This window comes from Chryseobacterium sp. FP211-J200 (assembly GCF_001643375.1).
GTDB lineage: Bacteria > Bacteroidota > Bacteroidia > Flavobacteriales > Weeksellaceae > Epilithonimonas > Epilithonimonas ginsengisoli.
In genome coordinates this window covers 17,306-43,269 of record NZ_LSHB01000013.1, presented here as the reverse complement: position 1 = coordinate 43,269, position 25,964 = coordinate 17,306, and the positions used below count along the sequence as shown (strand labels likewise).

The 25,964-nt window shown below is 36.6% G+C and carries 18 protein-coding genes; 14 read left to right on the top strand and 4 right to left on the bottom strand.

Annotation, left to right across the window (positions count from 1 at the left end; genetic code table 11):
• Window positions 1–2: 2 nt before the first annotated feature.
• Window positions 3–731 carry a TrmH family RNA methyltransferase gene (locus tag AXA65_RS05475; protein ID WP_063969159.1) on the bottom strand — a complete coding sequence of 243 codons (729 nt, stop codon included), beginning with the start codon at window positions 729–731 and terminating at the stop codon, window positions 3–5.
• Between AXA65_RS05475 and AXA65_RS05470 the strand changes: the two genes are divergently transcribed.
• The 11 genes from AXA65_RS05470 to AXA65_RS05420 all read left to right on the top strand — a co-directional run bounded on the left by AXA65_RS05470 (window position 717) and on the right by AXA65_RS05420 (window position 16,895).
• Complete coding sequence (locus tag AXA65_RS05470) at window positions 717–3,311, top strand: BamA/TamA family outer membrane protein (RefSeq protein WP_086048086.1); 2,595 nt, start codon at window positions 717–719, stop codon at window positions 3,309–3,311. The genes AXA65_RS05475 and AXA65_RS05470 overlap by 15 nt on opposite strands.
• Window positions 3,312–3,326: 15 nt before the next feature.
• Window positions 3,327–4,361 carry a hypothetical protein gene (locus AXA65_RS05465; RefSeq protein WP_063969114.1) on the top strand — a complete coding sequence of 345 codons (1,035 nt, stop codon included), beginning with the start codon at window positions 3,327–3,329 and terminating at the stop codon, window positions 4,359–4,361.
• Window positions 4,362–4,485: 124 nt separating this feature from the next.
• The gene (locus AXA65_RS05460) at window positions 4,486–7,296 is read left to right on the top strand and encodes a 2-oxoglutarate dehydrogenase E1 component (protein WP_063969113.1); all 2,811 of its coding nucleotides are present in this window, start codon (window positions 4,486–4,488) and stop codon (window positions 7,294–7,296) included.
• Window positions 7,297–7,364: 68 nt separating this feature from the next.
• A complete protein-coding gene (gene odhB / locus AXA65_RS05455) occupies window positions 7,365–8,606 on the top strand; it encodes a 2-oxoglutarate dehydrogenase complex dihydrolipoyllysine-residue succinyltransferase (RefSeq protein WP_063969112.1) in 1,242 nt (413 codons plus the stop codon).
• Between the two features lie 82 nt (window positions 8,607–8,688).
• Window positions 8,689–9,216: a hypothetical protein gene (locus AXA65_RS05450; protein ID WP_086048085.1), complete on the top strand. Its 528-nt coding sequence runs from the start codon at window positions 8,689–8,691 to the stop codon at window positions 9,214–9,216.
• A gap of 202 nt (window positions 9,217–9,418) precedes the next feature.
• Window positions 9,419–10,501: a DNA polymerase III subunit gamma/tau gene (dnaX, locus tag AXA65_RS05445; protein WP_063969111.1), complete on the top strand. Its 1,083-nt coding sequence runs from the start codon at window positions 9,419–9,421 to the stop codon at window positions 10,499–10,501.
• A 122-nt stretch (window positions 10,502–10,623) separates the two neighbouring features.
• Complete coding sequence (locus tag AXA65_RS20105) at window positions 10,624–11,118, top strand: hypothetical protein (RefSeq protein WP_228391628.1); 495 nt, start codon at window positions 10,624–10,626, stop codon at window positions 11,116–11,118.
• 23 nt (window positions 11,119–11,141) lie between these two features.
• A complete protein-coding gene (locus AXA65_RS05435; RefSeq protein WP_063969156.1) occupies window positions 11,142–12,278 on the top strand; it encodes a helix-turn-helix domain-containing protein in 1,137 nt (378 codons plus the stop codon).
• 126 nt (window positions 12,279–12,404) lie between these two features.
• Complete coding sequence (locus AXA65_RS05430) at window positions 12,405–13,841, top strand: serine hydrolase (RefSeq protein WP_063969110.1); 1,437 nt, start codon at window positions 12,405–12,407, stop codon at window positions 13,839–13,841.
• 66 nt (window positions 13,842–13,907) lie between these two features.
• A complete protein-coding gene (locus AXA65_RS05425) occupies window positions 13,908–15,359 on the top strand; it encodes a serine hydrolase domain-containing protein (RefSeq protein WP_063969109.1) in 1,452 nt (483 codons plus the stop codon).
• A gap of 66 nt (window positions 15,360–15,425) precedes the next feature.
• Window positions 15,426–16,895 (top strand): serine hydrolase domain-containing protein, encoded by a 1,470-nt coding sequence (locus tag AXA65_RS05420; protein ID WP_063969108.1) that lies wholly within the window; start codon window positions 15,426–15,428, stop codon window positions 16,893–16,895.
• Window positions 16,896–16,917: 22 nt separating this feature from the next.
• Here AXA65_RS05420 and AXA65_RS05415 read toward each other — a convergent pair whose 3' ends face one another.
• On the bottom strand, window positions 16,918–18,453 hold the full coding sequence (locus tag AXA65_RS05415) for a helix-turn-helix domain-containing protein (RefSeq protein WP_063969107.1): 1,536 nt from the start codon (window positions 18,451–18,453) through the stop codon (window positions 16,918–16,920).
• 996 nt (window positions 18,454–19,449) lie between these two features.
• Here AXA65_RS05415 and AXA65_RS05410 point away from each other — a divergent pair.
• Both AXA65_RS05410 and rsgA read left to right on the top strand, forming a co-directional pair.
• On the top strand, window positions 19,450–20,529 hold the full coding sequence (locus tag AXA65_RS05410) for a chorismate mutase (protein WP_063969106.1): 1,080 nt from the start codon (window positions 19,450–19,452) through the stop codon (window positions 20,527–20,529).
• Between the two features lie 295 nt (window positions 20,530–20,824).
• Window positions 20,825–21,751 (top strand): ribosome small subunit-dependent GTPase A, encoded by a 927-nt coding sequence (gene rsgA, locus AXA65_RS05405; RefSeq protein ID WP_063969105.1) that lies wholly within the window; start codon window positions 20,825–20,827, stop codon window positions 21,749–21,751.
• Window positions 21,752–21,803: 52 nt separating this feature from the next.
• Here the strand turns inward: rsgA and AXA65_RS05400 are convergent, their stop codons facing one another.
• Window positions 21,804–23,219: an OmpP1/FadL family transporter gene (locus tag AXA65_RS05400; protein WP_063969104.1), complete on the bottom strand. Its 1,416-nt coding sequence runs from the start codon at window positions 23,217–23,219 to the stop codon at window positions 21,804–21,806.
• Between the two features lie 30 nt (window positions 23,220–23,249).
• On the bottom strand, window positions 23,250–24,311 hold the full coding sequence (locus AXA65_RS05395) for a hypothetical protein (RefSeq protein WP_063969103.1): 1,062 nt from the start codon (window positions 24,309–24,311) through the stop codon (window positions 23,250–23,252).
• Window positions 24,312–24,456: 145 nt separating this feature from the next.
• On the opposite strand from AXA65_RS05395, the gene proS reads away from it, so the two are divergent.
• Window positions 24,457–25,932, top strand: a complete 1,476-nt coding sequence (proS, locus tag AXA65_RS05390; protein WP_063969102.1) for a proline--tRNA ligase — start codon at window positions 24,457–24,459, stop codon at window positions 25,930–25,932.
• Window positions 25,933–25,964: the final 32 nt, after the last annotated feature.

Here is a 25,964-nt window from a genome sequence, read left to right as displayed (position 1 = left end):
ATTTATTTTTTAGAAAATACTTCGCCCAAGATGATTCCGGCGGACATAGAAACATTGAGACTCTCTGTTGACTGTGATTTTCCGAATCTTGGGATGGTGATCATTTTTGAAATAAGATCTTCCGTGGAAGGTCTTATTCCGTTTCCCTCATTACCAAACACCAAAGAAAATCTTTCTGGAAATTGGGTTTCATAGATGTTTTCTCCATTCATATCGGTTCCTAAAATGGGATATTGATAGTCTCTCAGATATTCATCAAGATTGGTGTAAAAAACATTTACCCTTAAGAAAGAGCCCATTGTCGCCTGTATCACTTTTGGATTATAAACATCCACTGTATCATTGCTACAAATGATCTGCTCTATCCCGAACCAATCTGCCAATCTGATGATCGTCCCAAGATTTCCCGGATCCTGAATTCCATCCAATATCAATTGAATTTTTACATCAGTTAAAATTTTACTTTCAGGAATCTTACAAACGGCCACAGAATCTTTCGGATGCTGAAGAAAACTTATCTTTTTGAGGTCATTAGGCAAGATTTTCTCAATTCCTTTCGTTTTGAAAGTAATATTTTCCGGATCTATGGAATATAGGTTTTCGATTTCGTAGTCAGAATTGGGTAGTTCTTTTATAATTTTATTACCCTCAACTAAAAACAAATTGTATTTTTGCCTGTATTTCTTTTTGTCCAGAGATTGTATAGTCTTTATAGTATGAGCCGTAAGCATATCAACAAATATTTCCAAAAATATCATATATTTTGTTACTCCGCAATTTTAAGTGCGATTTTGTACGCATGTAACGTCACTAAAAAAGTTCCTGACGGAGAATATCTTCTCACACAAAACAAATTCGAATACACGGATGGTAAAATTTTAGGCGATGAGCTTCCTGATCTGGTGGCCCAGAAACCAAACAAAAAAACATTGATGGTTGTTCCTTTGGGACTGATGTTCTACAATGCTGCCAACCCAAAGTATGATACGATCCTGAAGGAATATATGACCTACCCAAGTGAGATGAGAAATCAGAAACTCAGGGACTCCTTGTTCGTGAAATATGACCATCCTGAGTATGTGGGGAAAAATCTTTTTTGGAACAGATTCTTCCATACAGTAGGAAATGCGCCAGTGATCCTAAGCGATGCAAAAACCAATCAAAGTGCGAAGAGTATCAATAATAGATTGATCAATCGTGGCTATTGGGATGCAGAAGTTAAAACAACGGTAGATAAAGATTCTGCTGCTAAGAAAGCAGAGGTGGAATATGTCATCACACATAAAGACCCAACATACATCAAAGATTATTATTACAATATCCCGGACCCGAACATCAGAGCTTTGTACGAGTTCAAACTTGATAAAAGCCTTGTAAGAAAAGGTCAGATCTTGGACGAAGGTGTCTTGGAAAAAGAAATTGTGAGAATCAACGATTTGATGAGAGATGAGGGATATTATAAATTTAATAATGACAATCAGGACATCTATTTTATTGCGGATTCTTTGAAAAGCAGAAAGGATGTTCCTGTGGTAATGTCCATTCACAAAGATTCTTTGGATACGCCTTACAGAAAGGCTACTATCGGAAATATTAGTGTTTCTGTTGCCAGGAATATTAATAACGTCGGCAAACTGCCACTGAAAGACAGTCTTAGAGGGATCAATATCTATAGAAAAGACAGTGCATACACTGTGAATTCTTTATGGTTGCCAATCACTTTGAGGAGTGGAGAGGTCTATAAGCAGTCCAATCTGGACCTTACAAGAAGGAATCTGATCGCGATGAACAACTTCACGATCCTGAAAGCTTCTGATGAACTTAGAAAAAAGGGAACCGCTGCAGAAAGAGACAGCATTATTGATGTAGAATACGTTTTGAAACCTTTGCCAAAGTATGAGTTCAATATAGCAACAGATATCCATTATTCTCAGATCCTGAATTTTGGTTTTTCTCCGTCGGTTGATCTTACCACCAGAAATGTGTTTGGAGGCGCGGAGAATCTAGTGACCAGTTTTTCCGGGATTATCGGGACCACAAAAGATCCAAAAGACCCGAATGCATTTTTCAATGCGTACGAGTTGTCTGCGCAGACATCGCTTCAGTTTCCTAGGTTGCTGGTTCCTATAAGAAGATATTATAAGCTGATCCCCAAAAGATATTCGCCTACAACCAGTATCAATCTTGGAGCATCTGTCCAAAATAATATTGGATTGGGTAGGATCAACTTCAATACAGGGCTTTCTTATAATGCCAATGTGAACGACGGACTTGTACAACATAGACTGACCTTGTTCAATACACAGTTGAGTTTGACTCAGAATAAAGATAGATACTACGGTTATTTCCCAGCTGATAATGAATATCGGGAAAACATCTTCGACCTTTACAAAGTTGATCATCCTGAAGTTAATCCAAATAATTATTCTTTTGATCAGATTTCTGCAATCATTTTAAATGATACCCCTTTTATTGCCAACCTTTTAGCTACCGATAGTGGATTACTGTACAATTACATGCAGTCCATTTACAATAAGGAGCGCCAAACGCAGGACGTTATTATTTCTTCTATCCTATATAATTTTAGTTATAATGAGATCGGAAAAAAAGATTACAGAAATCCATTTGCATTTACAGGGAAAGTGGAGATCGCGGGTAATTTCCTTAATCTGATCACCAAAAAAGAAGAGAACTATTTGCTGTATGGCAATACAAAAACCATCTTCAATATCCCGTTCTCGCAGTTCATTAAGTTTGATTTTGATTTCCGAAAGTATTTTACCTTTTTCAATGATCGTGCAAAGCCGCACACATTGGCGGTTAGACAATTTGTTGGGATAGGGATTCCTTATGGTAACTCTACGGAGATGCCTTTTGTAAGGTCGTACTTCAATGGAGGTGCGTACGATATTAGAGCCTGGGTTGCTTTTGGTGGATTGGGACCTGCGGATTCCCAGTTGGATGAGCGCGTACGTTCTTATGCGATGGACAATGTGAAATTGACAACCAGTATAGAATACCGTCTTCCTCTTACAGATACTTTTGAAGCCGCACTCTTTACAGATGCAGGTAATATTTGGGGTCTTAAAGACAATGGATTCGGAGACCAGTTCAAATTCAAGAAGTTTATCAGTCAGATGGGTGTTGGTAGCGGATTTGGGATCAGGATGAATATCGCTTATGTGAATCTGAGATTGGATATGGCTTACAAAATACATGATCCTAACAGACCTGAGGGTGAAAGATGGGTGATTGACAAGATACAGCCATTGAAGCCAACCATCAACTTCGCAATCGGTTATCCATTCTAAATTTATTATTAAAAAATGCGTTTTCTCAAATTTATCATCATAATTATTCTCTGCTTATTCGGTGTATATTCTATTTCTATGAATTTTGTGGACGACAGCAAAAGTTTCGTTCATCATTCAGAGATTGCTTATCCTGTAGACAAAGTTTTTCCTCAGTTCAACAATCTTCAGAATTTTACGGCATGGAATGATTTCTTTAATGGGAAAGAAGACGTCAGCTATCGCTTTTTTACACCATACGAAGGTCTTGGAAGTTCGATGAAATTCTCTAATAAAAAGAACAATGAGTTCGGAGATATGTTTATCCGATATTCCAATAAAAACAGAACGCTGCGTTATCAACTTTTCGAAGGTGAGAGCGAAAATCCTTATCTGATCGATGTTAAGTTCATCCCAGCTGGCAACAAGACCAAATTAATTTGGAATATTCATACACCAAAAAGAAGTTATCTGGAAAGGTCACTGAATCTGGTTGCAGAAGATTTCTTTGTTGAGAACATCGATAAAAGTATGAAGAATCTCTATTCGCTTTTAGGGAACAAAGTGGACAGAGACCAGCAATTGGCATCGGTGAAATATGACAGCGTGATGGTTGAGAACAGGGAAGGTGGACTTTTGCTTGGCGTAAATGTAAGCACACGAAATACAAAGGAGATCATCTTTAAAAACGTTTTGATGAACCACAACAAAGTCCTCAACTTCATCAAGTCCGATCTTGCTAAAAAGGATGATGAATTCGGTGTTCCGGTACTCCTAACAAATGCGGCAAGTCTCAAAGATAAAGAGATCTCATATTTCTATGGCATTCCATTGTCAAAACGGGTTTCTGTCAGTGATAACAATTTCAATTTTCAAACCGTGAATGCCTCAAAGGTCTATGTGATCTATTTTCAGGGAAATTATAACAACCGCATAAAAAACATCCAGGAACTGCTGAAAAAGGCGAAGAAAGACACGCTCAGAAACGGGCAGCTTATGGAAGAGTTCCTTGAAGAACCAACTGATGTTCAGGATGTAAAGTTAAAATTATCTCTCCCCGTTTATCGATAGTTTATCTGATAAATATCACGTATATTTACGGTAATAAAACAGTACATTATGTGCCATTCCACAAAAATTTAGTAAATTTGTTGGCAATTATTTAATAATAAAATTTAACAGATAGTCTGTAATAATGGATAAATTTTCATTTCTAAATGCTGTACATGCTCAATTGATTGATGATATGTATGCGCAATACCAAAAATACCCGGATTCTCTTGAGCCTTCTTGGAAATCTTTTTTTCAAGGTTTTGATTTCGCTCTAGAAAACTATGGCGATGATAATTCGGATTCGGCAGCGCCATCCAGTTCTGCTCCTGTTCAATATGCTCAGCAAGCTGTCACTAACAATGCGGTTTCAGAAGATATTTCGAAAGAATTCAAAGTGGTGAGTCTGATCGAGGCTTACAGGTCAAGAGGACACCTTTTTACAAAAACAAATCCAGTAAGGGAGAGAAGATTCTATTTCCCGACACTTGATATAGAAAACTTCGGATTGTCCAAGGAGGATCTGAATAAGAAATTCAATTCTGCAACACAAACCGGAATGCCTGGTCCTGCAACTTTGCAGGAGATCATTACACATCTGGAGAACATCTATTGTGATTCTATCGGTGTGGAGTACATGCATATCCAAAATGTGGAGGAGAAGAAGTGGATCATGGAATGGGTAAACGTCAACGAAAACCACCCAACACTTTCTGCTCAGGAAAAAACTGAGATCCTTTTCAAATTAAACCAAGCGGTGGCGTTTGAAAATTATCTTCATACAAAATTCGTAGGTCAAAAACGTTTCTCTCTGGAGGGAGGTGAATCTTTGATCCCAGCTTTGGATCAACTGATTACAAGATCTTCACAGTTAGGTGTTGATGAGGTTGTTCTTGGAATGGCTCACAGAGGACGTCTGAATGTATTGACTAATGTTTTCCAAAAATCATACAAACAAATTTTCTCAGAATTCGAAGGGAAAGAATTTGAAGAAGATGTATTCTCTGGTGATGTAAAATACCACTTGGGATCTTCTAAAAAAATTACCACAGCAAATGGGGAAGAGGTTAGAATTAATTTAACGCCGAATCCATCGCACCTGGAAACGGTAGCTGCCCTTGTAGAAGGAATCTGCCGAGCTAAGGTAGATAATGTTTACAAAGACGACTATTCTAAAGTTTTACCAATCGTGATCCACGGAGATGGTGCTATTGCTGGTCAAGGTATAGTTTATGAGATCGCTCAGATGATGAATCTGGAAGGTTACAAAACAGGTGGAACAGTTCACATCGTTGTGAATAACCAAGTTTCTTTCACAACCAATTATACCGATGCAAGATCGTCTGTATATTGTACAGATATTGCAAAAGTGACAGATTCTCCAGTAATGCACATCAATGCCGATGATGTAGAAGCTGTGGTTCACGCCATCAGATTTGCGGCTGATTTCCGTGCGAAGTTTGGTAAAGATGTTTATATTGACCTTCTTGGCTATAGAAAATATGGTCACAATGAAGGTGATGAGCCAAGATTCACCCAGCCAAATCTTTATAAATTAATCTCAAAACATCAGAATCCAAGAGAGATCTACAAAGATCTTTTGATCAAAGAAAATGTTGTTTCTGACGAGGTTTTGAGCAAAATGGAGAAGGAATTCAAAGCGCTGCTTGATGAGAATTTTGATGCTTCCAAAGAGATCGAAAGAAATACGATGGACGTCTTCATGAAAGACGACTGGACAGATTTCCCATTGGGGACGAAAGGTGCTGTTGCCAATTCAAACGTTGACACCACATACGATCTTGAAAAATTGAAGGAGCTTGCGGTTAAGATTTCTACACTTCCTTCAGACAAAAAATTCATCAATAAAATTACCCGTCTTTTCGAAAACAGAGTAAAGATGGTTGAGAATAATTCTTTGGATTGGGCAGCAGGAGAGTTGTTGGCTTATGCGACACTTCTTACGGAAGGTTATAACGTAAGACTTTCCGGAGAAGATGTGGAAAGAGGAACATTCTCTCATCGCCACGCCGTTGTTAAAACTGAAGATACAGAGGAAGAATATATCCCATTAAGACAAATAAACGAACAAAGATTTGATGTTTATAACTCACATCTTTCAGAATATGGCGTTCTAGGTTTCGATTATGGTTATGCAATGGCCGCACCTAAAACATTGACCATCTGGGAAGCTCAGTTCGGTGATTTTACAAATGGTGCTCAGATCATTGTTGACCAATATCTAGTTGCTGCCGAGGAAAAATGGAAGATCCAAGATGGTTTGGTAATGATGTTGCCTCACGGATCCGAAGGTCAAGGTGCAGAACACTCTTCTGCAAGATTGGAAAGATTCCTGACGCTTGCTGCCAATGAGAACATCATTGTTGCAAACATTACTTCTCCAGCTAACTATTTCCACTTGTTGAGAAGACAAATGAAATTCGGATTCAGAAAACCATTGGTGATCATGACGCCTAAATCATTGTTGAGACATCCAAAAGTAGTTTCTCCACTAGAAGATCTTGCAACAGGAAGTTTCCAACCAATTTTGGACGATCCTACAGCTGATCCTGCAAAAGTGGAAAGATTGGTGCTTTGTACTGGTAAATTATACTACGATCTTTTGGCTAAGAAAGAAGAATTGAATGATGATAAAGTAGCCTTGGTAAGACTTGAGCAAGTTTATCCATTGAACTTCGAAAAAATTACAGCGATCTTCGATAAATATAATAATAAGAAAGACTTGATCTGGGCTCAGGAAGAACCTGAAAATATGGGAGCTTGGAGTTTCATCTTGAGAAACTTCCGTGATACCAATATCCAGTTGATCTCTCCAGTTGCAAGCGGAACGCCAGCGCCAGGAAGTCACAAAATGTTCGAGAAAAACCAGACGAAGATCATCAATTCTGTTTTTCAATGTAACGGTGAACCTGTAAAAAGACCTGTTACAGCTTAATAAAATTAATAAACTATAAAGAATAACAGTCTTCACGGATTGTTCTGAAATTAAAAACAAAAAAGAGTATGTCAATATTAGAAATGAAAGTTCCTTCACCGGGAGAATCTATCACAGAAGTAGAAATTGCGACTTGGTTAGTACAAGACGGTGATTACGTAGAAAAAGATCAGCCCATTGCAGAAGTAGATTCTGATAAGGCAACTTTGGAACTTCCTGCTGAGCAAAGTGGTATCATCACTTTGAAGGCAGAAGAAGGTGAAGTGGTTCAAGTTGGTCAGGTGGTTTGTCTTATTGATATGGACGCTGCAAAACCAGAAGGTGGTGCTGCTCCAGCTGCAGAAAAACCAAAAGAAGAGCCTAAAGCTGAAGTTAAAAAAGAAGAACCAGCTCCTGCTTCAAAAGTAGAAGCTGCAAAAACTGAAACTTACGCTGCTCAAACACCTTCTCCTGCTGCTAAGAAAATCCTTGACGAAAAAGGAATTGCGCCGAGTCAAGTAAGTGGTTCTGGCAGAGATGGCAGAATTACAAAAGATGACGCTGTTACAGCTTCGGTTCCTGCAATGGGAAGTGCAAGCGGCGGAAACAGAGGAACATCAACTACAAAACTTTCAGTCCTTAGAAGAAAGATTGCTGCAAGATTGGTTTCAGTGAAAAACGAAACTGCAATGTTGACGACTTTCAACGAGGTTGATATGTCTGAGATCTTCAGAATCAGAAAACAATATAAAGAAGAATTTGCTGCAAAACACGGGATTGGTCTTGGATTTATGTCTTTCTTCACGAAAGCTGTAACCAGAGCATTGAAACTTTATCCAGATGTGAACGCTTCTATCGACGGAGATTTCAAAACTAGCTATGACTTTGCTGATATTTCTATCGCAGTTTCAGGGCCAAAAGGTTTGATGGTTCCGGTTCTTAGAAATGCAGAAAATATGTCTCTAAGAGGTGTTGAAGCTAGCATAAAAGACCTTGCGCTTAAAGTAAGAGACGGAAAAATTACAGTTGACGAGATGACTGGCGGAACGTTCACTATCACCAATGGTGGAACTTTCGGATCGATGTTATCTACACCGATCATCAACCCGCCACAATCTGCAATCTTGGGAATGCACAACATCATCCAAAGACCAGTTGCTGTTGACGGACAAGTCGTGATCAGACCAATGATGTACGTTGCGATGTCTTATGATCACAGGATCATCGACGGTAAAGAATCCGTAGGTTTCTTGGTAGCCGTAAAAGAAGCAATCGACAATCCTGTAGAATTCCTTATGGATGGCGACGAGAAAAAAGCTTTGGAATTGTAAGAGATTTCATTGAGATAAAATTAAAAGAGAACAATTATTTGTTCTCTTTTTTTTATTATATTTATTTCCTAAAACACATATTATGGATCAAATGGAAATTTTTTTCGAATCACCTTTGTACAAAAAGGCAGAGGAAATAGATGACACTCTAAAATCTATCGCTAAACTCATTCCAGAAAGGAAAGTTTTTTTTGTTTTTATGAATGCGCTGATTCTCAAGGCAAGCGGTAGAATAACAAGTAACTTAATCAGGGCGCAGGAGAGCAACCGCTATGATAGAAAGATGCATTGTGCAGCATTGGTTAGAAGTTCTTGTTTAGAAGTTTCAGGATTAGGTGAAGAATTTCGTAAACGAGGTTTTTCTGATAGCAAATATTTCAGTATTGTAGATAGGCAAATAGAAGAATTTAGAATTCTTTTTCTAGACTGGGTCGCTAGTTTTGACAACAAACAGTTCATTACCGACAGATGGGGTATTTTTAATCCACCGGGAATTTCTATTAATCACAAACAAAATCCAGACGATATTGCCCATTTACTAGCCGAAGATGACGATAATAGCAATGACGAAGGTCTTATGGATAAACTTCTCGGAAATGATGATGATTAATAAAAAGTATTATATTCTTTAGAAAATAATTTGTTAAAATTACAATGAAATAGTTTGTTCATAATTTTGAGGAAATTTCACGCCTCAATTTTAATAGGCAGAAAATTTGTCTTTATCATATATTAATCTTAAAGCTAATTTAACTCAGAAATATCTGGAAAAACCATTTCCAAAATTCACAATTAATCCTTACTTTTGAGCAATGGAAAATTTCATCGTATCCGCACGCAAGTACCGTCCGCAAGAGTTTGACACTGTTGTTGGGCAATCACACGTTACCGATACTTTGGAACACGCCATCGAAGAAAGCCAGTTGGCTCAGGCTCTGCTTTTCTGCGGACCAAGAGGTGTTGGTAAAACAACCTGCGCGAGAATCCTGGCACGTAAAATCAATGAAAAATCAGGTGCCGCAGATGATGATGGTTTCGCATTTAACATTTATGAATTAGATGCCGCTTCCAACAACTCTGTTGATGACATCCGTGAATTGATCGACCAAGTGAGATTTGCGCCTCAAGTCGGGAAGTATAAAGTTTATATTATTGACGAGGTTCATATGTTGTCTCAGGCTGCTTTCAACGCGTTTCTGAAAACTTTGGAAGAACCGCCGGCGCACGCTATTTTCATCTTAGCAACGACTGAGAAGCACAAAATCATTCCAACGATTCTTTCCAGATGTCAAATCTATGATTTCAAAAGAATAACAATTGAGGATATTCAGGAGCATTTGCGAAAAATTGCCGAGAAGGAAAATATCACTTACGAAGACGATGCACTTTATCTGATTGCTCAAAAAGCTGATGGCGCTTTGAGAGATGCGTTATCTATTTTTGATAGACTAAGTACATTTTCTCAAAAAAATATCACGCTTGAAAAAGCAGCGGAAGTACTTAATATTCTGGATTACGACCAATATCTGAAAATTGCTGATTTAGCGAAGGAAAATGATATTCCTGGTGTTTTGACAGCGTTCGATGAGATTGTGAAAAAAGGTTTTGACCCACATATTTTCATCGCCGGATTGGGAAATCATTTCCGCGATCTGATGATGGCTCAAAATCCCAAAACTTTGAACTTGATCGAAGTTGGAGAAAAAACCAAATCCAAATTTGCAGAGCAATCCCAAAAATGGAAAGCCCAGGAATTGATAGACGGAATCGAGATTTGTAATTTCGCCGACATCAATTATAAAAATTCCAAAAATCCACGTTTGACTGTTGAGATTGCCTTGATGCAATTATCAAGTCTCACGGCAGGTTTGGAAGCTAAAAAAAAAAGTTCTTAATATTAGCGCCGCTTCTTGAAGCTAATTTAATTTCCGAAACCAAACCAGTTTCTACTGAGCCAAAACCTCAGACAGAAATCAAACCAGAACCTGTAAAATCAGTTTTCGAAGAACCTAAAAAGGTGATTCAGAAAGCGTCTGAACCTATCGCGAGGAGTTCTTCCAATTCTAAGTTCAGCATCAAAGCGGCTTTGGAGAAAAAGGAGGAAATTAAGAAGGATGAATTTGCAGAAATAAAAGATGAAAATCTCCCTTCCAACCATTTCTCTCAAACTGATGTTGATAACGAGTGGAATATCTTCCTGAAGGATCTAGCAAGAACAAACACCTTTGTTTACAACGCAATCAGCAGCTTCAAATTAGAAAAAACAGATGAACACATCATTACTGTCAAATATTCTTCCGAATTTGCAAAGTCAGAATTCGACAGATTAAGTATTGAGTTCTTCAACCATTTCAAACATAAAGTCAGTAATTTCAAGATTGAAATCGAATATCAGACTGATTTAACCATCAAAAAAGAAGTTTTGACAAAGCGTAAAATATTCGAAAAATTTGTGGAGATCAATCCGCTTTTGAAAGACTTGGATGATTTGATGCGTTTCGATTTGACGTAGTTCTATAACCTTATTTGGTACCATTGGATAAGTTCAGCTTTTTAGAAATCACTGCTTGCATCGGAATTTTCGTCATTCTATTTCTTGCCTTGTTTTTGCTGACCGTGAAAACGAAACACAAATTAGGAAACCGACTTTTCGCTTTTTTTCTTATCGCAAATGCCGTAGATGCTAGTAAATTTTTGATACATCATGTTCCTGAAAATCTCATCAACCTTGAAGTTTTCCGTTGGAGTTTTGTGTATCTGGTTCCGGCCTCGTTTTATCTCTATGCAATGTCGGTTTGCTATTCTAATTTCCAATTAAAACCGAAACATTTTCTGCACGCCATTCCATTTGTTGCTTACAATTTGAATTTAGTTTCTGGGGTATATTTCGAGAATACTGCGATGAAATTGGATTTTATAAAGAATATGAATCAAATGCCTATCACTCATTTTTTTCAATTTCTTTTCGAATTGCTATTTCAAGTTTATTTTATCGCTTCATTTCTGGTTATTAGAAAATCCAGAACTGTTTATCTCGAGAATTATACGAATCCGAATATTTCTGTAATTAATGCACTTTACAAAATAACGATTCTATATTATCTCTTACATTTTTTGGTACTTCTAAGATGGCTGGTTACTTTTATCATTGGTATGGGAGAGGTCAGAGCCTGGATTGTAACCCTTGATGGTTTTTCGTTTTTATTTTGTACTTGTTGGTATTTATTTGTTGCATTAAACAATCCTGAATTTTTCAGAGGAGTGAATTCCAATCTTAAACCTATTGTAGATGTTGTTCCGAAACAAAAATCTTCCACTTTAATTAATGACGAAAAAAATAAACAAATAGAATCTTTGAAAGATTTTATGATTAAAAATGAACCCTATTTGGATTCATCGTTGACGATTCAGGATTTGGCAGAGCAGGTGAAAATGCCGGTCAAAGATTTATCCGCTTTGATTAATCTGTATATGAACAAACATTTTTTTGATTTTATTAATGAATATCGAATCGAAAAAGCGAAAGAAATATTGAAAGATTCTTCACAAAAAGACCTGACAATTCTGGAAATTCTTTATCAGGTTGGTTTCAATTCCAAATCTTCATTCAGCACTTCTTTTAAAAAACATACGGGAAAGACGCCTACGGAATTTCGGAAAAGTTCATTTTAAGCATCGAATTTATTGAAAAATGAGTTCGACTTTTTTTAATCGGTCGTGTTCTGAAACGTTTTAAAGCATCTTTGCAGAAAGCTTTTCAAAAATCAATCAAATCCTGTCTCCAAAAAATTAATCAAAATGAAAAACCGATTTTTCTTATTATTACTAACTGTTTTATTTACAAATGTTCTTTCTGCCCAAGAATTAGATAATCCAAAAGAAACAAAGAAGCTACATCAAAATTCGACTGAACAAAAATCAGAAATCAATCAAATTGATTCCTTAATGACAAAATCTTACGAAAGAGGTTTATTCAATGGAAATATCCTTATTTCTAAAAATAATAAAATAATCTATCAAAAATCATTTGGTTTTACTGATGAAACGAGACAAACAGCTCTAACTGATAAATCAATATTTAACATTGGTTCTATTGCAAAAGAATTTAATGCTGTCGCCATAATGATTTTAGTTGAACGTGGTCTTCTTAATCTGGATGACCCGATTTCCAAATTTAATTTGGAATTACCAAAATGGGCGGAGAAAGTGACCATACGTCATCTGATTAATTATGCAAGTGGTATTCCTCCAATAGAGTCAGGGCTAAATCCGGTAAGTGATGCAGATGCGTGGAAGATTTTGAGAAGCATTGATAATTTATTGTTTGAACCTGGAACAAGTTACAAATACGATAACGGCAATGTATTTTTGCAAAGAAGAATCATTGAGAAGGTAACTGGAATGTCTTTTCAGCAATTTGTCATTAAAAATATTGTTAAACCTTTGAAAATGACAAATTCAGTTTTTGACCCCAAATTGGGCTATAAAAATCGAACGTCTTGTTATGATATGGACAATGTACGATGTCCGGAAATGAATTTCATTAGTGGATGGCTTTGGGTAGACATCAATAATCTCTATAAATGGATTGAAGCGCTGAATTATAATCGATTAATATCCAAAGAATCTTTTCAGACTCTGTTAAATAATCCATACGCCAAAGATGAAGGTGGTTCACTTGGCAGATACTTTGAAAAGGAAGAACTACAGAGACACAATGGCGTATCATATAAATTTGAATCCATTTTTTTAAACGATTTTAAAAATAATATTACGATAATTCTAGTGTCCAATAATCTAAATAGAGTTTGGGATTTAGGGCATATTATTCACAATTTAATGTTAGGAAAAGATTATGAAATTCCTAAAAAATCTGTTTATCAAGCGATAAGAAAAGAATCTTTCACAGATATAAACAAAGCTGTAGAAACTTACTATTTACTCAAAGAAAATTCTAAAAATGAATATAGCTTTGAAAAACCAGGTGAACTGAATAAATTAGGATATGAATTATTAAGAGGTGGTAAAAATAATGAATCAATAGAAATATTTAAATTGGCTACAAAAGAGTTTCCTAAAGATGCCAATCTATTCGATAGTTTAGGAGAAGCCTATTTTATAAATAAACAATATGATTTAGCATTAGATAGCTATAACAAAGCAATCAGTTTTGGTGGAACCAACGGTAATGCAGAAAAAATGATAGAAAAAATCGGGAAAGAAATAGGAAAATAAAACCTTCTCCAATGTAACAAACATTTTTCTGAGTTGTCTTATTAAGTAGAAAATCAATTATCCCAAATGAAAAAACTAAACCTAATCCTCCTTCTTTTTTTATCGCTCAGCATTTTCGCACAAAATGTAAATTCAAAAGTTGATGAAATTATCAATCGTGAAATGAAAGAAAGACGAATTCCCGGATTACAATTGGCTGTTGTTCAAAATGGAAAAATCGTATTAAGCAAATCGTACGGTTACGCAAATATTCAAGACAATATTCCTGTCAAAAACACCACCATTTTCCCCATTAATTCAAACACAAAAATTTTCACTGGTGTTTCTGTAATGCAATTGGTAGAACAAGGCAAAATAGAACTCCATACGCCTATCAAAAAATATCTGAATGATTTACCTTCGGAATGGCAAAATATAACGGTTGACCAATTGTTGACGCATATTTCTGGTTTGCCAGAAATCCTACAGCTTCTTGATCCTCTCACAGGTAACATAGGTCCGTTAAAAACCGAACAAGCCATTTGGGAAAAACTGAAAACACTTCCTTTAGAATTTAAAACAGGCGAACAATTCAGTTACAATCAAACCAATTATTATTTATTAGGAAAGATTATCGAAAAAGTTAGTAATCAATCATTTCCGGATAATTTCGAAAAGAAACAGTTTGAAGTTGTTGGGATGAAACACACATTATTTGGTGATTCAAGAGATTTGATACCGAATTTTGCGCCCACATATCGTTACAGAAATTTCTTTGATGGTAAAAAAACTGATGATAAATTGGTAAATAATTATACCGAATTTCCTGATTTTACAAGAACCGGAGCAGGAATCAATAGCACAGCTGAAGATATGGCAAACTGGATAATTGCTTTGCAAAATGGTAAATTATTTCAAAAATCTGCAACATTAGATTTGATGTGGTCGCCAAGCAAATTCAACAATGGAAATCCGACCAACTGGACACGGGGTTGGGGAATTGCAAAATTTAGAAAAAACCACAAAGCAATAGGAATGTCTGGTGGAAATAGATCTGCTTTGTTGATTTATCCAGATGATAAATTGGCAATCATTGTTCTGACCAACTTAGGCGGAAGTGCTCCTGAAGATTTTCTGGAAGAGATTGCAGGGTGTTACAATGCCGATATTTTAGAAGCTGATCCTTTAACTTTTTTGAGGAAAAATCTGCGAGAAATTGGATTTGATAAAGCGATTGATTTTACAGAAAAGACAAAAAAGAAAAATCCCGCATTTGATCCACAAGAAGTAGAATTGAATAATTGGGCTTACAGAATGATGGCAAATAATCAGCAAACTGAAGCTTCAGAAATTTTCAAACTTAATGTCCATTTGTTTCCCAATAGTTGGAACGCTTATGACAGTTATGGCGAAGTATTATTAAAAACAGGAAATAAAAACAAGGCAGTTGAAATGTATAAAAAATCGGTTGAGCTGAATCCTAAAAATGAAAACGGGAAGCAAATGCTTTTGAAAATCAAAAAGGAAATTGGGAAATAAAACCTTCTCGAATGTAACAAACATTTTTCTGAGTTGTCTTATTAATTAGAAATCAATTATTTCCAAATGAAAAAACTACTTTCCATTATCATATTAACATTCGGATTTTCCGTTTTTGCTCAGAAAACAGCAACTGAAAAGCAAATTTATACAGCAATGGATGCTCAGGCAGAATTGTTTTTGAAAGAGTCAAAAGCGAATTCCTTTTCTATCGGAATCGTAAAAGACGGGAAAACCTACACCAGACATTACGGTGAAATTGATAAAGGAAAAGGCAATAAAGCCAATAATTCTACATTGTTTGAAGTCGCTTCCATCACCAAATTATTTACCGGAACATTGATGGCAAAAGCTGTTTTGGATGGAAAAATTAAACTGGATGACGATATCAGAAAATATATTACAGGCTCTTATCCTAATCTTCAATTTAATGGAACACCAGTAACAATCAAAGATTTGGTTTCACTGAAATCCGGTTTCAATAAAGATTTACCTGACAGAAGTAAGCTTTTTAAAAATAGAAATGATAGTCTCGCTTTTAAAGTTGAAAAATTAGAAAAAGCTTATACGAAAGAACAGTTTTTCAAGGATTTAAAATCAATAAAAGTGGAGACTTTGCCAGGAACAGTTTACAATTATAACAATGGAACAGTTCAGCTGGCGGCTCATATTCTGGAGAATGTGTACGGGAAAAGCTATGAGACATTATTGAAGGAAAATATATTAATTCCTTTAAAATTAAATAACACAAAACTTCATATCAATCCAAATGAAACCATTGCCAATGGTTATGATGGGAACGGCGTTTTGATGCCATTTTTGCCATACTCGCTTTGGGGTTCTCAAGGTTATTTGAAATCGTCATTAATTGATTTGACCACATTTTTGAAATTTGAACTTGATAAAAATAATCCGCTTGTTCAGGAATCACAAAGAGATTTATTGAATAATAAAACCTATTGGAACGCTTATTTTTGGGATGAAGTGACCGTCAATCACAACGGGCGAAATGCCAGAAAACACGGTGGCGCTTTCGGAACGCAGAATTTGTTTTGGGTTTTCCCGGATTACAATATGGGAATTTCTGTCATTACAAATCAGGGTGGAGAAAATACTTACGGGAATTTGTATAGTGCTGTCCAAAACCTGATGGATGATTTGAAGCCTTTTGGACAAAAATTAATTGGAAGAGAAATCGAGAAAAAATGCTTTGAAAATATCGATTCCGGAATAGCTTATTACAAAGAACTAAAGAAAAATAAACCAGATGCTTACAACTTTTCTAACGAATCTGAACTCAATATTCTTGGTTACAAACTGATGAGAAGTGGAGCCGTAGCGTCTTCTATCAAACTATTTCAACTTTATGTTTCCGAATTTCCAAATTCAGCAAATCCTTATGACAGTTTGGCAGAAGGTTATTTTAACAATAAGGAATATGCACTCTCGAAAGAAAATTATCAAAAATCTTTGGAACTAAATCCAGATAATTCCAATGCTCAGGAAATGCTCAGAAAAATTGAGAAAATAAAATAGTACTTATTTGATATTGTGGGGTTTAAGGTGAGATAGTTTTCAGAGCTTGAAAATTTTCACGACCACTCGCTACATCTTTTTGCCTTTTCTTTATAAAATCAGTTGGCCTTATGCCATTGATCTCCTGAAACAAATTAGAGAAATTGGTTCTCGACGCGATGCCGCATTTTTCTGCCAAGGTCTCTATCTTATAGCTGAGATATACGTTGTCATTGTAAAGTTTATTTGTTATGTAGTTGATTCTAAGTTCACTTAGATATCGGTTGAAGTTCATGCCTTTATGTTCATTGATGATCTGAGATAAATAAGTGGAATTGGTGTGAAGCTTTTGGGCCAGTTTGTTGATGGTCAAACCATGTTCTATGAAACCGTGCTTTTCCTCAAAGCATTTCAGTTTTCCTAAAATGGTAAAGATGAGTTCAGAATTCAAAATGCATTTGTCGTCTTCCTTCAAAATGTGTTCAGAAGGTTGAGCTTGCAGATAGGCGTTGTTGAGTATCTTATCCTCCAGCATTCTGTAGTTTATTTTGATGCTTTTCTCAATCTTATACTTTCGGATGATAATTAAGCCCAAGACAATGGCAAGCAGCGAAAGTCCGAATATGATCCATTCTCCCCAAGATGTTTTAGCTTCCAGTCGTTTTTTTTCATCCTGAAGTGCAATGGTGTCGTATTCTTTATGGATTTTAGACGAGAGATAAGAAAAATCATTGGAAATGATCCTATCTGCTTTTAGAAGTTGTTTCGTGTAAAAAAGTTCCTTCTGTTCGTCTTGTTGCTTTTTGTAATAATTGATCAACAATTCATAATTTTCCCTCAGTTCTGGAAGCATGAAATTGTGTTTTTGAAAGAACGAGTCCACCGTTTGAAAATGCTGAATAGCTCTTTGCTCATCATTCATTGCCAAGTAAGCTTTACCAATGTAGAAGTGGTCAACTGTTGCCCATGCAAAATCATTAATGTGCGTAATAGGTTTCAAGGCGTTTTGCAAATTGATCAGCGCATTATTATAATCATTTTTTCTAAGGTCTTGAATGCCTTTTTCCTTTAAAAAATACCCATATTCCTGTTGATAGTCTGCATTATTCTTGGTTTGTAACAAGCCTAATTTGATCAGTGAATCTGCGGACTTGTGATCTTGAAGATTTCTATGGCAGATGATGATCCTGTGCAAGCTGTTGAGATAACCTTTTTTATTATTGAAGGTAACATTTGGATGGGCACTTTGCAGCATTTTTTTTCGGAAGTATTCGTTGGCTTTTTGAAAGTGGATGATGGCAGAATCGTAATATCCCAAATAGCTTTTCAAAACACCGAGGTGGTACAATATCTCATTTGTAAGATACTCATTGCTAGAGTTTTTTGAGTATTCGTAAGCTTTCATATACTCATCCAGCGCAGGTTTGTACTTTTTATAATTGAAATAATAGATAATGCCTTTTCCCAGATAGGCGTCGCTTATAAGGTCATTATTCTTTGTTATCAGGGCGGATAGGATAGTGCTGTCAGCGTATTTGATTTTAATAGTCTCGGAAGCTGAAAAGTAATTACGGGTCAAAAACAGGTTCAAATTCTCTTATTTCCCTTGGTCTAGGAGGTGGATGGGCTAAAGTTAATCTTACAGGTTCTGCAAATACAAAATTAGGAAATCCCGCACTTTTCACAGACGGAGTCTATACGGCTAGCCAGGCCGGAATTTATGCTGTTAATTATGAATATCAGTTTACCGAGGGCGTAAACATAGAACTATTAGGAGGAAAGCAGTTAGGGCTAATAAAAAATGGAACGACAATCTGGGAAGAAAAACCGTTTGAGGGTGTTAGGGTAGTTGTTGCAGGGTTGATCAATTTGGCAAATGTCCCTTTGACCTCCACAAAACTAACCTCGTTGATACAACTCAATACTGGTGATACGGTCACTTTTGCGGTCAATTCACCTGGTTTATTGCCAGCGGATCTCACATTATTGAGTAGTGCAAAAGTCAATATCTACATGTATAAAATTTCAAATTAAACATCAAATTATTCAATACAAAAACGCATAATGTTTATAGATAAAGTACAAATGTTGAAACCAAATTTTAGAAAAGCAAAAGAATATTCTGCTTTTCTTTTTTTAATGAATTAATTCAGACATTTATCAGTTAACGAAAAATTAATTGCTAAATCATAGTTCTCATTTCCCATTAATTTATATATTTGTTCAAGATTTCGATGAAAGTGATTGAAATCAATTAAACCAATTAAGCTAAAAAGCCTTCCAGTAAGGTATTAATAAATGGAATCAATCCAATTTCCATATCTTTCAAATATTGCATCTGCCGAGTATTTTGGTGGGTCATTTAGCTTTTTTGGAACTTATTATAGAAATTTTAGAACCTATTACCGATTTTATTGGTTTAGCTAAAAAATTTCTTTCTCAAAAATCTACGGAAACATTCAACTATCCGTATCTCATTTAAAGTTTTTAAACGTTTTTTTTGGAAAAGAATTATAAAGTAAAATTTATAACAGATATACTATTGTATTAATTTAAAATATATAAAATTAAAAATATGAACTTAAACGAATTGAAGAACGATTGGATCAACGACTTCGCAAATCCAATGATCATCGCAGGACCTTGTAGCGCAGAAAGCGAATCTCAAATGCTTGGAACAGCAAAAAGGCTTAAAGAAAGTGGTGCACAGATCTCCGCTTTCCGCGCAGGAATCTGGAAACCAAGAACAAAACCAAACGGTTTCGAAGGTGTAGGCGTGATCGGTCTCAACTGGCTGAAAAAAGTAAAAGAAGAATACGGTTTCAAAACAGCGACTGAGGTTGCAAATGCGCATCACGTTTTCGCAGCTTTGGAAGCAGACGTTGACATCCTTTGGATCGGCGCACGTTCTACAGTGAATCCTTTTACAGTTCAGGAAATTGCTCAGGCATTGAGAGGAACCAACAAACCAATTTTGGTAAAAAATCCAGTAAATCCAGATCTAGCACTTTGGATCGGCGCATTGGAAAGATTATTAGGTCAAGGCATTGAGAATGTGGGTGCGATCCACAGAGGTTTCTCCACTTACCAAAAAACAAAATACAGAAATATCCCGAACTGGCAGATCGCTTTGGATTTCAAAAATCAGTTCCCGAATATCCCACTGTTCATCGATCCATCTCACATTTGTGGGAACAGAACAGGTTTGGCTAGTGTTGCGCAGGAAGCTTTCAATGTAGGTTACCAAGGGGCGATCATAGAAAGCCACGAAGATCCGGACAACGCTTGGAGCGATGCTTCTCAGCAGATCACGCCAGAAGTTTTGGCAGAGATGATCAACAATCTTCAGATCCGTAATTCCGATATCTCAGGTTATGAAGACGAGATGGGAAAACACAGAACACTCATCAGCGATATGGATTTCCAATTGATCGAATTGCTTTCTCAAAGAATGAAGATCTCCGAAAAGATCGGAACTTTGAAAAAAGAAAACAACATTGCCATCTTCCAGCCAGAACGTTGGAAAGTGATCACAGAATACGCCAACCAAAAGGCGAGCGAAACAGGAATGTCTCAGGAATTCATCGAGAAAGTTTTCAAAGCGATCCACGAAGAAAGTATCGAAGTTCAGAACGGAATTATGATCAACAAATAATTGTCAGTCTGAGGTTTTCAAGACTTAGAATAATTTGGGCAGCTTTTCCGCCTTCCACTCCCAAACCTAACGAAGTGGTTCGACGAAGTCAATCTTTTTTGCAAGATGTTTTCAGTTCAAATTGAACATTAAGACAAGCAAAAAAGGATTTCCGTTCAAGTCGGGCTGCAGATTCAACGTAGAACACTTTTTTTCAACCAAATACAAACAACCCTTTTAGATTTAAACTCTGAAAGGGTTTTTATTTGTCAACACGATAAAAGCTTTAACTTTGTGAAATATTAAAATCTACTTTTTGAAAGGAATCATCATCAAATCTACAGGAAGCTGGTATCAGGTTTTGGAAGAAAAAACTAAAACAGTTTACGAAGCCAGGATCCGAGGCAAATTCAAACTCATAAAAACAAGACTTACAAATCCGCTTGCAGTAGGAGATGAAGTCGAATTTTCTTTGGAGCAAGATGATGTGGCCTGGATCACAAAGATTTTCCCGAGAAAAAATTATCTCATCAGAAAATCGGTGAACCTTTCCAAAGAAGCGCACATTATTGCGTCCAACGTGGATGTAGCTTGTTTCATTTACACTTTGAAATTCCCTGAAACGTCTTTAGGATTTTTGGATCGTTTTTTAGCGTGCTGCGAAGCTTACAATATTCCAACTTTGATATTATTCAATAAAATGGATACTTTGAATGACGAGGAAAAACAAATCGTAGAAAACATCGAAGCCATGTATCAAAACATCGGTTACGACACTTTGAATATCTCATCCTACACAAAACTGAATCTCAATTTCTTAATTGATAAAATTAAAGATAAAACCTCTGTATTTTTCGGACATTCTGGTTGTGGAAAATCAACTTTGGTGAATGCGATGCAACCTGATCTTCATATCAGAACTGGCGAGATCTCAGAATCTCAACTCAAAGGAAAACACACCACGACTTTTGCGCAGATGCATTTCTGGGATTTTGGAGGGTCGGTAATCGATACGCCAGGTGTTCGGGAATTTGCAATGATCGATGTTCAGAAAGAAGAAATTCAGCATTACTTTCCTGAAATTTTCAAAGCGGGAAGAAGTTGCAAATATCACAACTGTATGCACATCAATGAACCAAAATGTGCTGTTCTTCAAGGCTTGGAAACAGGTGAATTGGAGGAGACAAGATATATCACTTATCTTAAGTTGATGGAAGAGGCAGAAGAGATGAATAAAGATTAAAAAAAGTCCTGTAAAATATTTACAGGACTTTTGCTTATATAAAATTGAAACTTTAGAATTTCCAACCAACGGTTACAAAGAAATTATTTCTTGTATTCTTAACTTTAGAAACGGCGTATGCATCGCTGTTGACATCAAATCCACCATTGAAATATCCCGAATTGTAATCTATATTTCCTTGAAGGAAAGGACTACTATATTCAGAAGTGATACTTTGGTAAGATGCGTCGATATAGAAAGCTCTGAAATCATAGCCCAAACCTGCGCCAATGATGTTTCGTTTTCCAACCAAAAGATCAGAAAAAGATTGATTGGAAGTTGAGCCATCATTGTTGTAACCTAACAAAGATAGATTATCAAAACTGTTGCCTTGGTAAGCGTATCCACCTCTTAATCTAAATCCAGATATTCTATATTCTGCACCAACTCGCACTTCAGAAGAATTTTTGTAGCTATCATTGAAGAAGTCGTTCAGTTCTCTTTCTGCATTTCCATATTCTTTATACTTTGGTTTTGTGATCCCTTGGATAAAATCGACATTCAGAGCGAAGTTCTTGCTTGGAACAAATGCGGCACTTAGTGTGGCTTTCATTGGTGTCACCAAACTTCTATCTTCGGTAAATACGTCGGGTTGATCGTAGTTGTAATAATATTGATTATAAACACGGTCAATACTCCACCAGGTAGGAGATTCTAATGCTGCACCCACTCGGAATTGATTACTCAATTTCGCAATGACACCTATATTGGCTGAAAATCCATCTGAATGTTCCTCATATCCTGTGTATTGTTTATGATAAACAAGTGAGGTGTCATCATAGTCTGAATAGAAACCTGCAGAGTCATTTTGACTTAGGAAAGAGTTGTGAAAATTAAGACCTGCTCCGAAATATAATCTGTTATCGTAATTGGCCCCAACTGCAAAATTCATTTTCGACTGATCACCGTATCTATCGTAGGCATGGCCTTGGAATGTATAATTGATTGGTGTTCCTGGAGTGGTCAGATTATCAACAATTTTGATATTGCCATTGGCAGCAGATTCAGAATAATTATCTAATGATTGTGTCGCGTAATTGACTCCAATGTTCACAAACTTCCATTTGGAATTGGTATCGCCAAGATTGATGGTTAAAACACCTCCAGTATTGCTAATGTCAGTATTATTAGTTTTATAATGAAGCGAATTTCCTGCTAGGCTAGTCGTATTCTTGTTACTGTTAACACCAAGTGTCAAATTCAAATCGTTTGTGATGAAAACGCCGATACCAGCTGGGTTTACATTGGCAGATGATACATCACCTCCCAACGCGCCAATCGATCCTGCCATTGCATTGTACTTCGCTGTTCCATTGATTGGATTTGCTGAATAAACATCTACTGTATTTGTGATCACCGAAATATCCTGAGCTTTCAAATAAACGAAAGAAACTGGAATGCTTAGCAGTAATAAAGTCTTTTTTAGCATTTTTATATGAAATGTATTTTAAATTTAAAGTTATCTTCTTCCACCGCCACCGCCGGATCTCATTCCGCCGCCAGAACCACCAGATCTCATTCCGCCTCCAGAATTGAAACCGCCTGAGTTGCCACCAGATCTAGATGGGGTCGAGTAACTTTCGTTTCTGAATCCACCATTATTAGGGGTAGTTCTGATATTACCACTGTTAGGATAGGTTTGAGTCCTAATTCCTCCGTTATTTGGATAAGAGTTTCTTACGTTTCCGTTGTTTGGATAGTTTCTTATGTTTCCGTTATTTGTTCTAATACCATTGGGATTTCTCATTCCGTTATTAGAATTTCTGATGGCACTATTTCTTGTTCCAACATCATTTCTGATATTTCCTGTTGTTCTCATCCTGCTATTATTAATACCTTGGAAACGGCTGTCATTTCTACTTGTAGATCTATTTTGAGAGATCATCCCGCCAAGTCTTCCGCCACCATTAGCACCTGATCTGTTGTAGTAGATTGGATGAGAATATCCGCCACCGTAGTAGCCTCCCCAGCCACCATAACCGTAGCCCCAGAATGGATCATAAAATCCACCACCCCAGCCCCAAGGCGAGTAGAAGGAGTTACCCCAACCGAAGCCCATTCCCCAACCCCAAGAGTTGAAAGGACTGTTCCAGCCATACATGCCGTAACCTGGATATCCCCATCCACCACCAAAACCTCCGTAGCCAAAGCCCATTCCCCAGCCGCCATAGCCCCAATTGTTGAAGCTTGTATAATTGGTTTCTGTTCCAGTGTAAGATCCCCAATCGGAATCATTGGTCAAGGCATATCTATTCTGCTGATCCTGGATGTTCTGTTGGTTATTGTCATAGATGCTTGGATAAGTATCTTGATAATTATAATAGTCATCAACCTGATTATTTCCGTAAGAATAAGTTCCCGCGGGTAAAGAATCTTTATTTGGGTCGTAGTAAACACCATCAGTTTCAGAATAACCACCTGTGTAGATCACACAAGAGGTCAAAAGAGAACTGCTGGCAATCAAGATCAAAGCTTTTGATTTGATCAGATTTAAAAAGCGATTATTGTTGATAATTTTCATTTTATGAGAAGTATTAAGTTTGCTATATTTGTATTCTTAAAAGAAACCAAATTTTATACCAGTAATTATTTACAAAGTAGCGTAAAATTAGGCTTTTTATTTAGATTACGAAAAGTTAAAAAAGTTAAAAATTAGTTTAAAAAATATGGCAAAATTAACATCAAGAGCAGAAGATTATAGCAAATGGTATAACGAATTGGTTGTTAAAGCAGACCTAGCAGAGAATTCAAGTGTTAGGGGATGTATGGTGATCAAACCTTATGGTTACGCGATCTGGGAAAAGATGCGTGACGAAATGGACAAAAAGTTCAAAGAAACCGGACACCAAAACGCCTATTTCCCCCTGTTCGTTCCCAAAAGCTTATTCGAAGCGGAAGAGAAGAATGCAGAAGGTTTTGCCAAAGAATGTGCTGTGGTAACACATTACAGATTGAAAACTGACCCGAATAATCCATCGAAGTTGATTGTAGATCCAGATGCAAAACTGGAAGAGGAATTGGTTGTACGTCCAACCTCCGAAGCAATCATCTGGAGTACTTATAAAAATTGGATCCAATCTTACAGAGATCTGCCGATATTGATCAACCAATGGGCGAATGTTGTACGTTGGGAAATGAGAACGAGACTTTTCCTTAGAACTGCCGAATTCCTTTGGCAAGAAGGACACACAGCTCACGCAACAAAAGATGAAGCTGTAGAGGAGACCGAAAAAATGCTTGAGGTTTATGCAAAATTTGCTGAAGACTTTATGGCAATTCCAGTTTTCAGGGGGATCAAAACACCATCTGAAAGATTTGCAGGAGCGGACGAAACTTATTGTATCGAAGCTTTGATGCAAGATGGAAAAGCGCTACAAGCAGGAACTTCCCACTTCTTAGGTCAAAGTTTCCCTAAAGCTTTTGATGTGAAATTTACCAATAAAGAAGGAAAACAAGAATATCCTTGGGCTTCATCTTGGGGAACTTCTACAAGATTGATGGGCGCGTTAATTATGACGCATTCCGATGATCTTGGTTTGGTCTTGCCTCCGACTTTGGCTCCGATTCAGGTTGTGATCGTTCCAATCTTTAAAGGTGAAGAGCAATTGGCCGAGATCAGTGAAGTGGCTTTGGAAATTCAAAGCAAATTGAAAGCGAAAGGAATTTCGGTTAAATTTGATAATGACACGCAGAACAAACCAGGTTGGAAATTCGCTGAATATGAATTGAAAGGTGTTCCATTGAGAATTGCGCTTGGACAAAGAGATCTTGAAAACAGAACAGTAGAATTGGCAAGAAGAGACAACTTGACGAAAGAGACTGTTTCCATCGAAGGTCTTGATGTTTACATTGAAGAGTTGTTGAAAACAATTCAAAGTGATATTTACAACAAAGCACTGAAATTCAAAGAAGAAAATATTACGAAAGTTGATTCTTACGAAGAATTCAAAAAAGTCCTTGTGGAAAAAGGTGGATTCATCTTGGCGCATTGGGACGGAACTGCAGAGGAGGAAGAGCAGATCAAGCAGGAAACCAAAGCGACCATCAGATGTATTCCTTTGAACAATGAGCAGGAAGATGGGATTTCATTGATATCAGGGAAACCATCCAAGCAGAGAGTTGTATTCGCAAAAGCTTATTAATACTATATTTCTATAAATTAAAATCCGGAGAA

Excerpts from the sequence above, each read along its gene's own strand:
- AXA65_RS05470 (WP_086048086.1), top strand. The coding sequence starts at position 717 with ATGAGCCGTAAGCATATCAACAAATATTTCCAAAAATATCATATATTT.
- AXA65_RS05475 (WP_063969159.1), bottom strand. The coding sequence starts at position 731 with ATGCTTACGGCTCATACTATAAAGACTATACAATCTCTGGACAAAAAG.
- AXA65_RS05465 (WP_063969114.1), top strand. The coding sequence starts at position 3,327 with ATGCGTTTTCTCAAATTTATCATCATAATTATTCTCTGCTTATTCGGT.
- AXA65_RS05460 (WP_063969113.1), top strand. The coding sequence starts at position 4,486 with ATGGATAAATTTTCATTTCTAAATGCTGTACATGCTCAATTGATTGAT.
- odhB (WP_063969112.1), top strand. The coding sequence starts at position 7,365 with ATGTCAATATTAGAAATGAAAGTTCCTTCACCGGGAGAATCTATCACA.
- AXA65_RS05450 (WP_086048085.1), top strand. The coding sequence starts at position 8,689 with ATGGATCAAATGGAAATTTTTTTCGAATCACCTTTGTACAAAAAGGCA.
- dnaX (WP_063969111.1), top strand. The coding sequence starts at position 9,419 with ATGGAAAATTTCATCGTATCCGCACGCAAGTACCGTCCGCAAGAGTTT.
- AXA65_RS05430 (WP_063969110.1), top strand. The coding sequence starts at position 12,405 with ATGAAAAACCGATTTTTCTTATTATTACTAACTGTTTTATTTACAAAT.
- AXA65_RS05425 (WP_063969109.1), top strand. The coding sequence starts at position 13,908 with ATGAAAAAACTAAACCTAATCCTCCTTCTTTTTTTATCGCTCAGCATT.
- AXA65_RS05420 (WP_063969108.1), top strand. The coding sequence starts at position 15,426 with ATGAAAAAACTACTTTCCATTATCATATTAACATTCGGATTTTCCGTT.
- AXA65_RS05410 (WP_063969106.1), top strand. The coding sequence starts at position 19,450 with ATGAACTTAAACGAATTGAAGAACGATTGGATCAACGACTTCGCAAAT.
- AXA65_RS05400 (WP_063969104.1), bottom strand. The coding sequence starts at position 23,219 with ATGCTAAAAAAGACTTTATTACTGCTAAGCATTCCAGTTTCTTTCGTT.
- AXA65_RS05395 (WP_063969103.1), bottom strand. The coding sequence starts at position 24,311 with ATGAAAATTATCAACAATAATCGCTTTTTAAATCTGATCAAATCAAAA.
- proS (WP_063969102.1), top strand. The coding sequence starts at position 24,457 with ATGGCAAAATTAACATCAAGAGCAGAAGATTATAGCAAATGGTATAAC.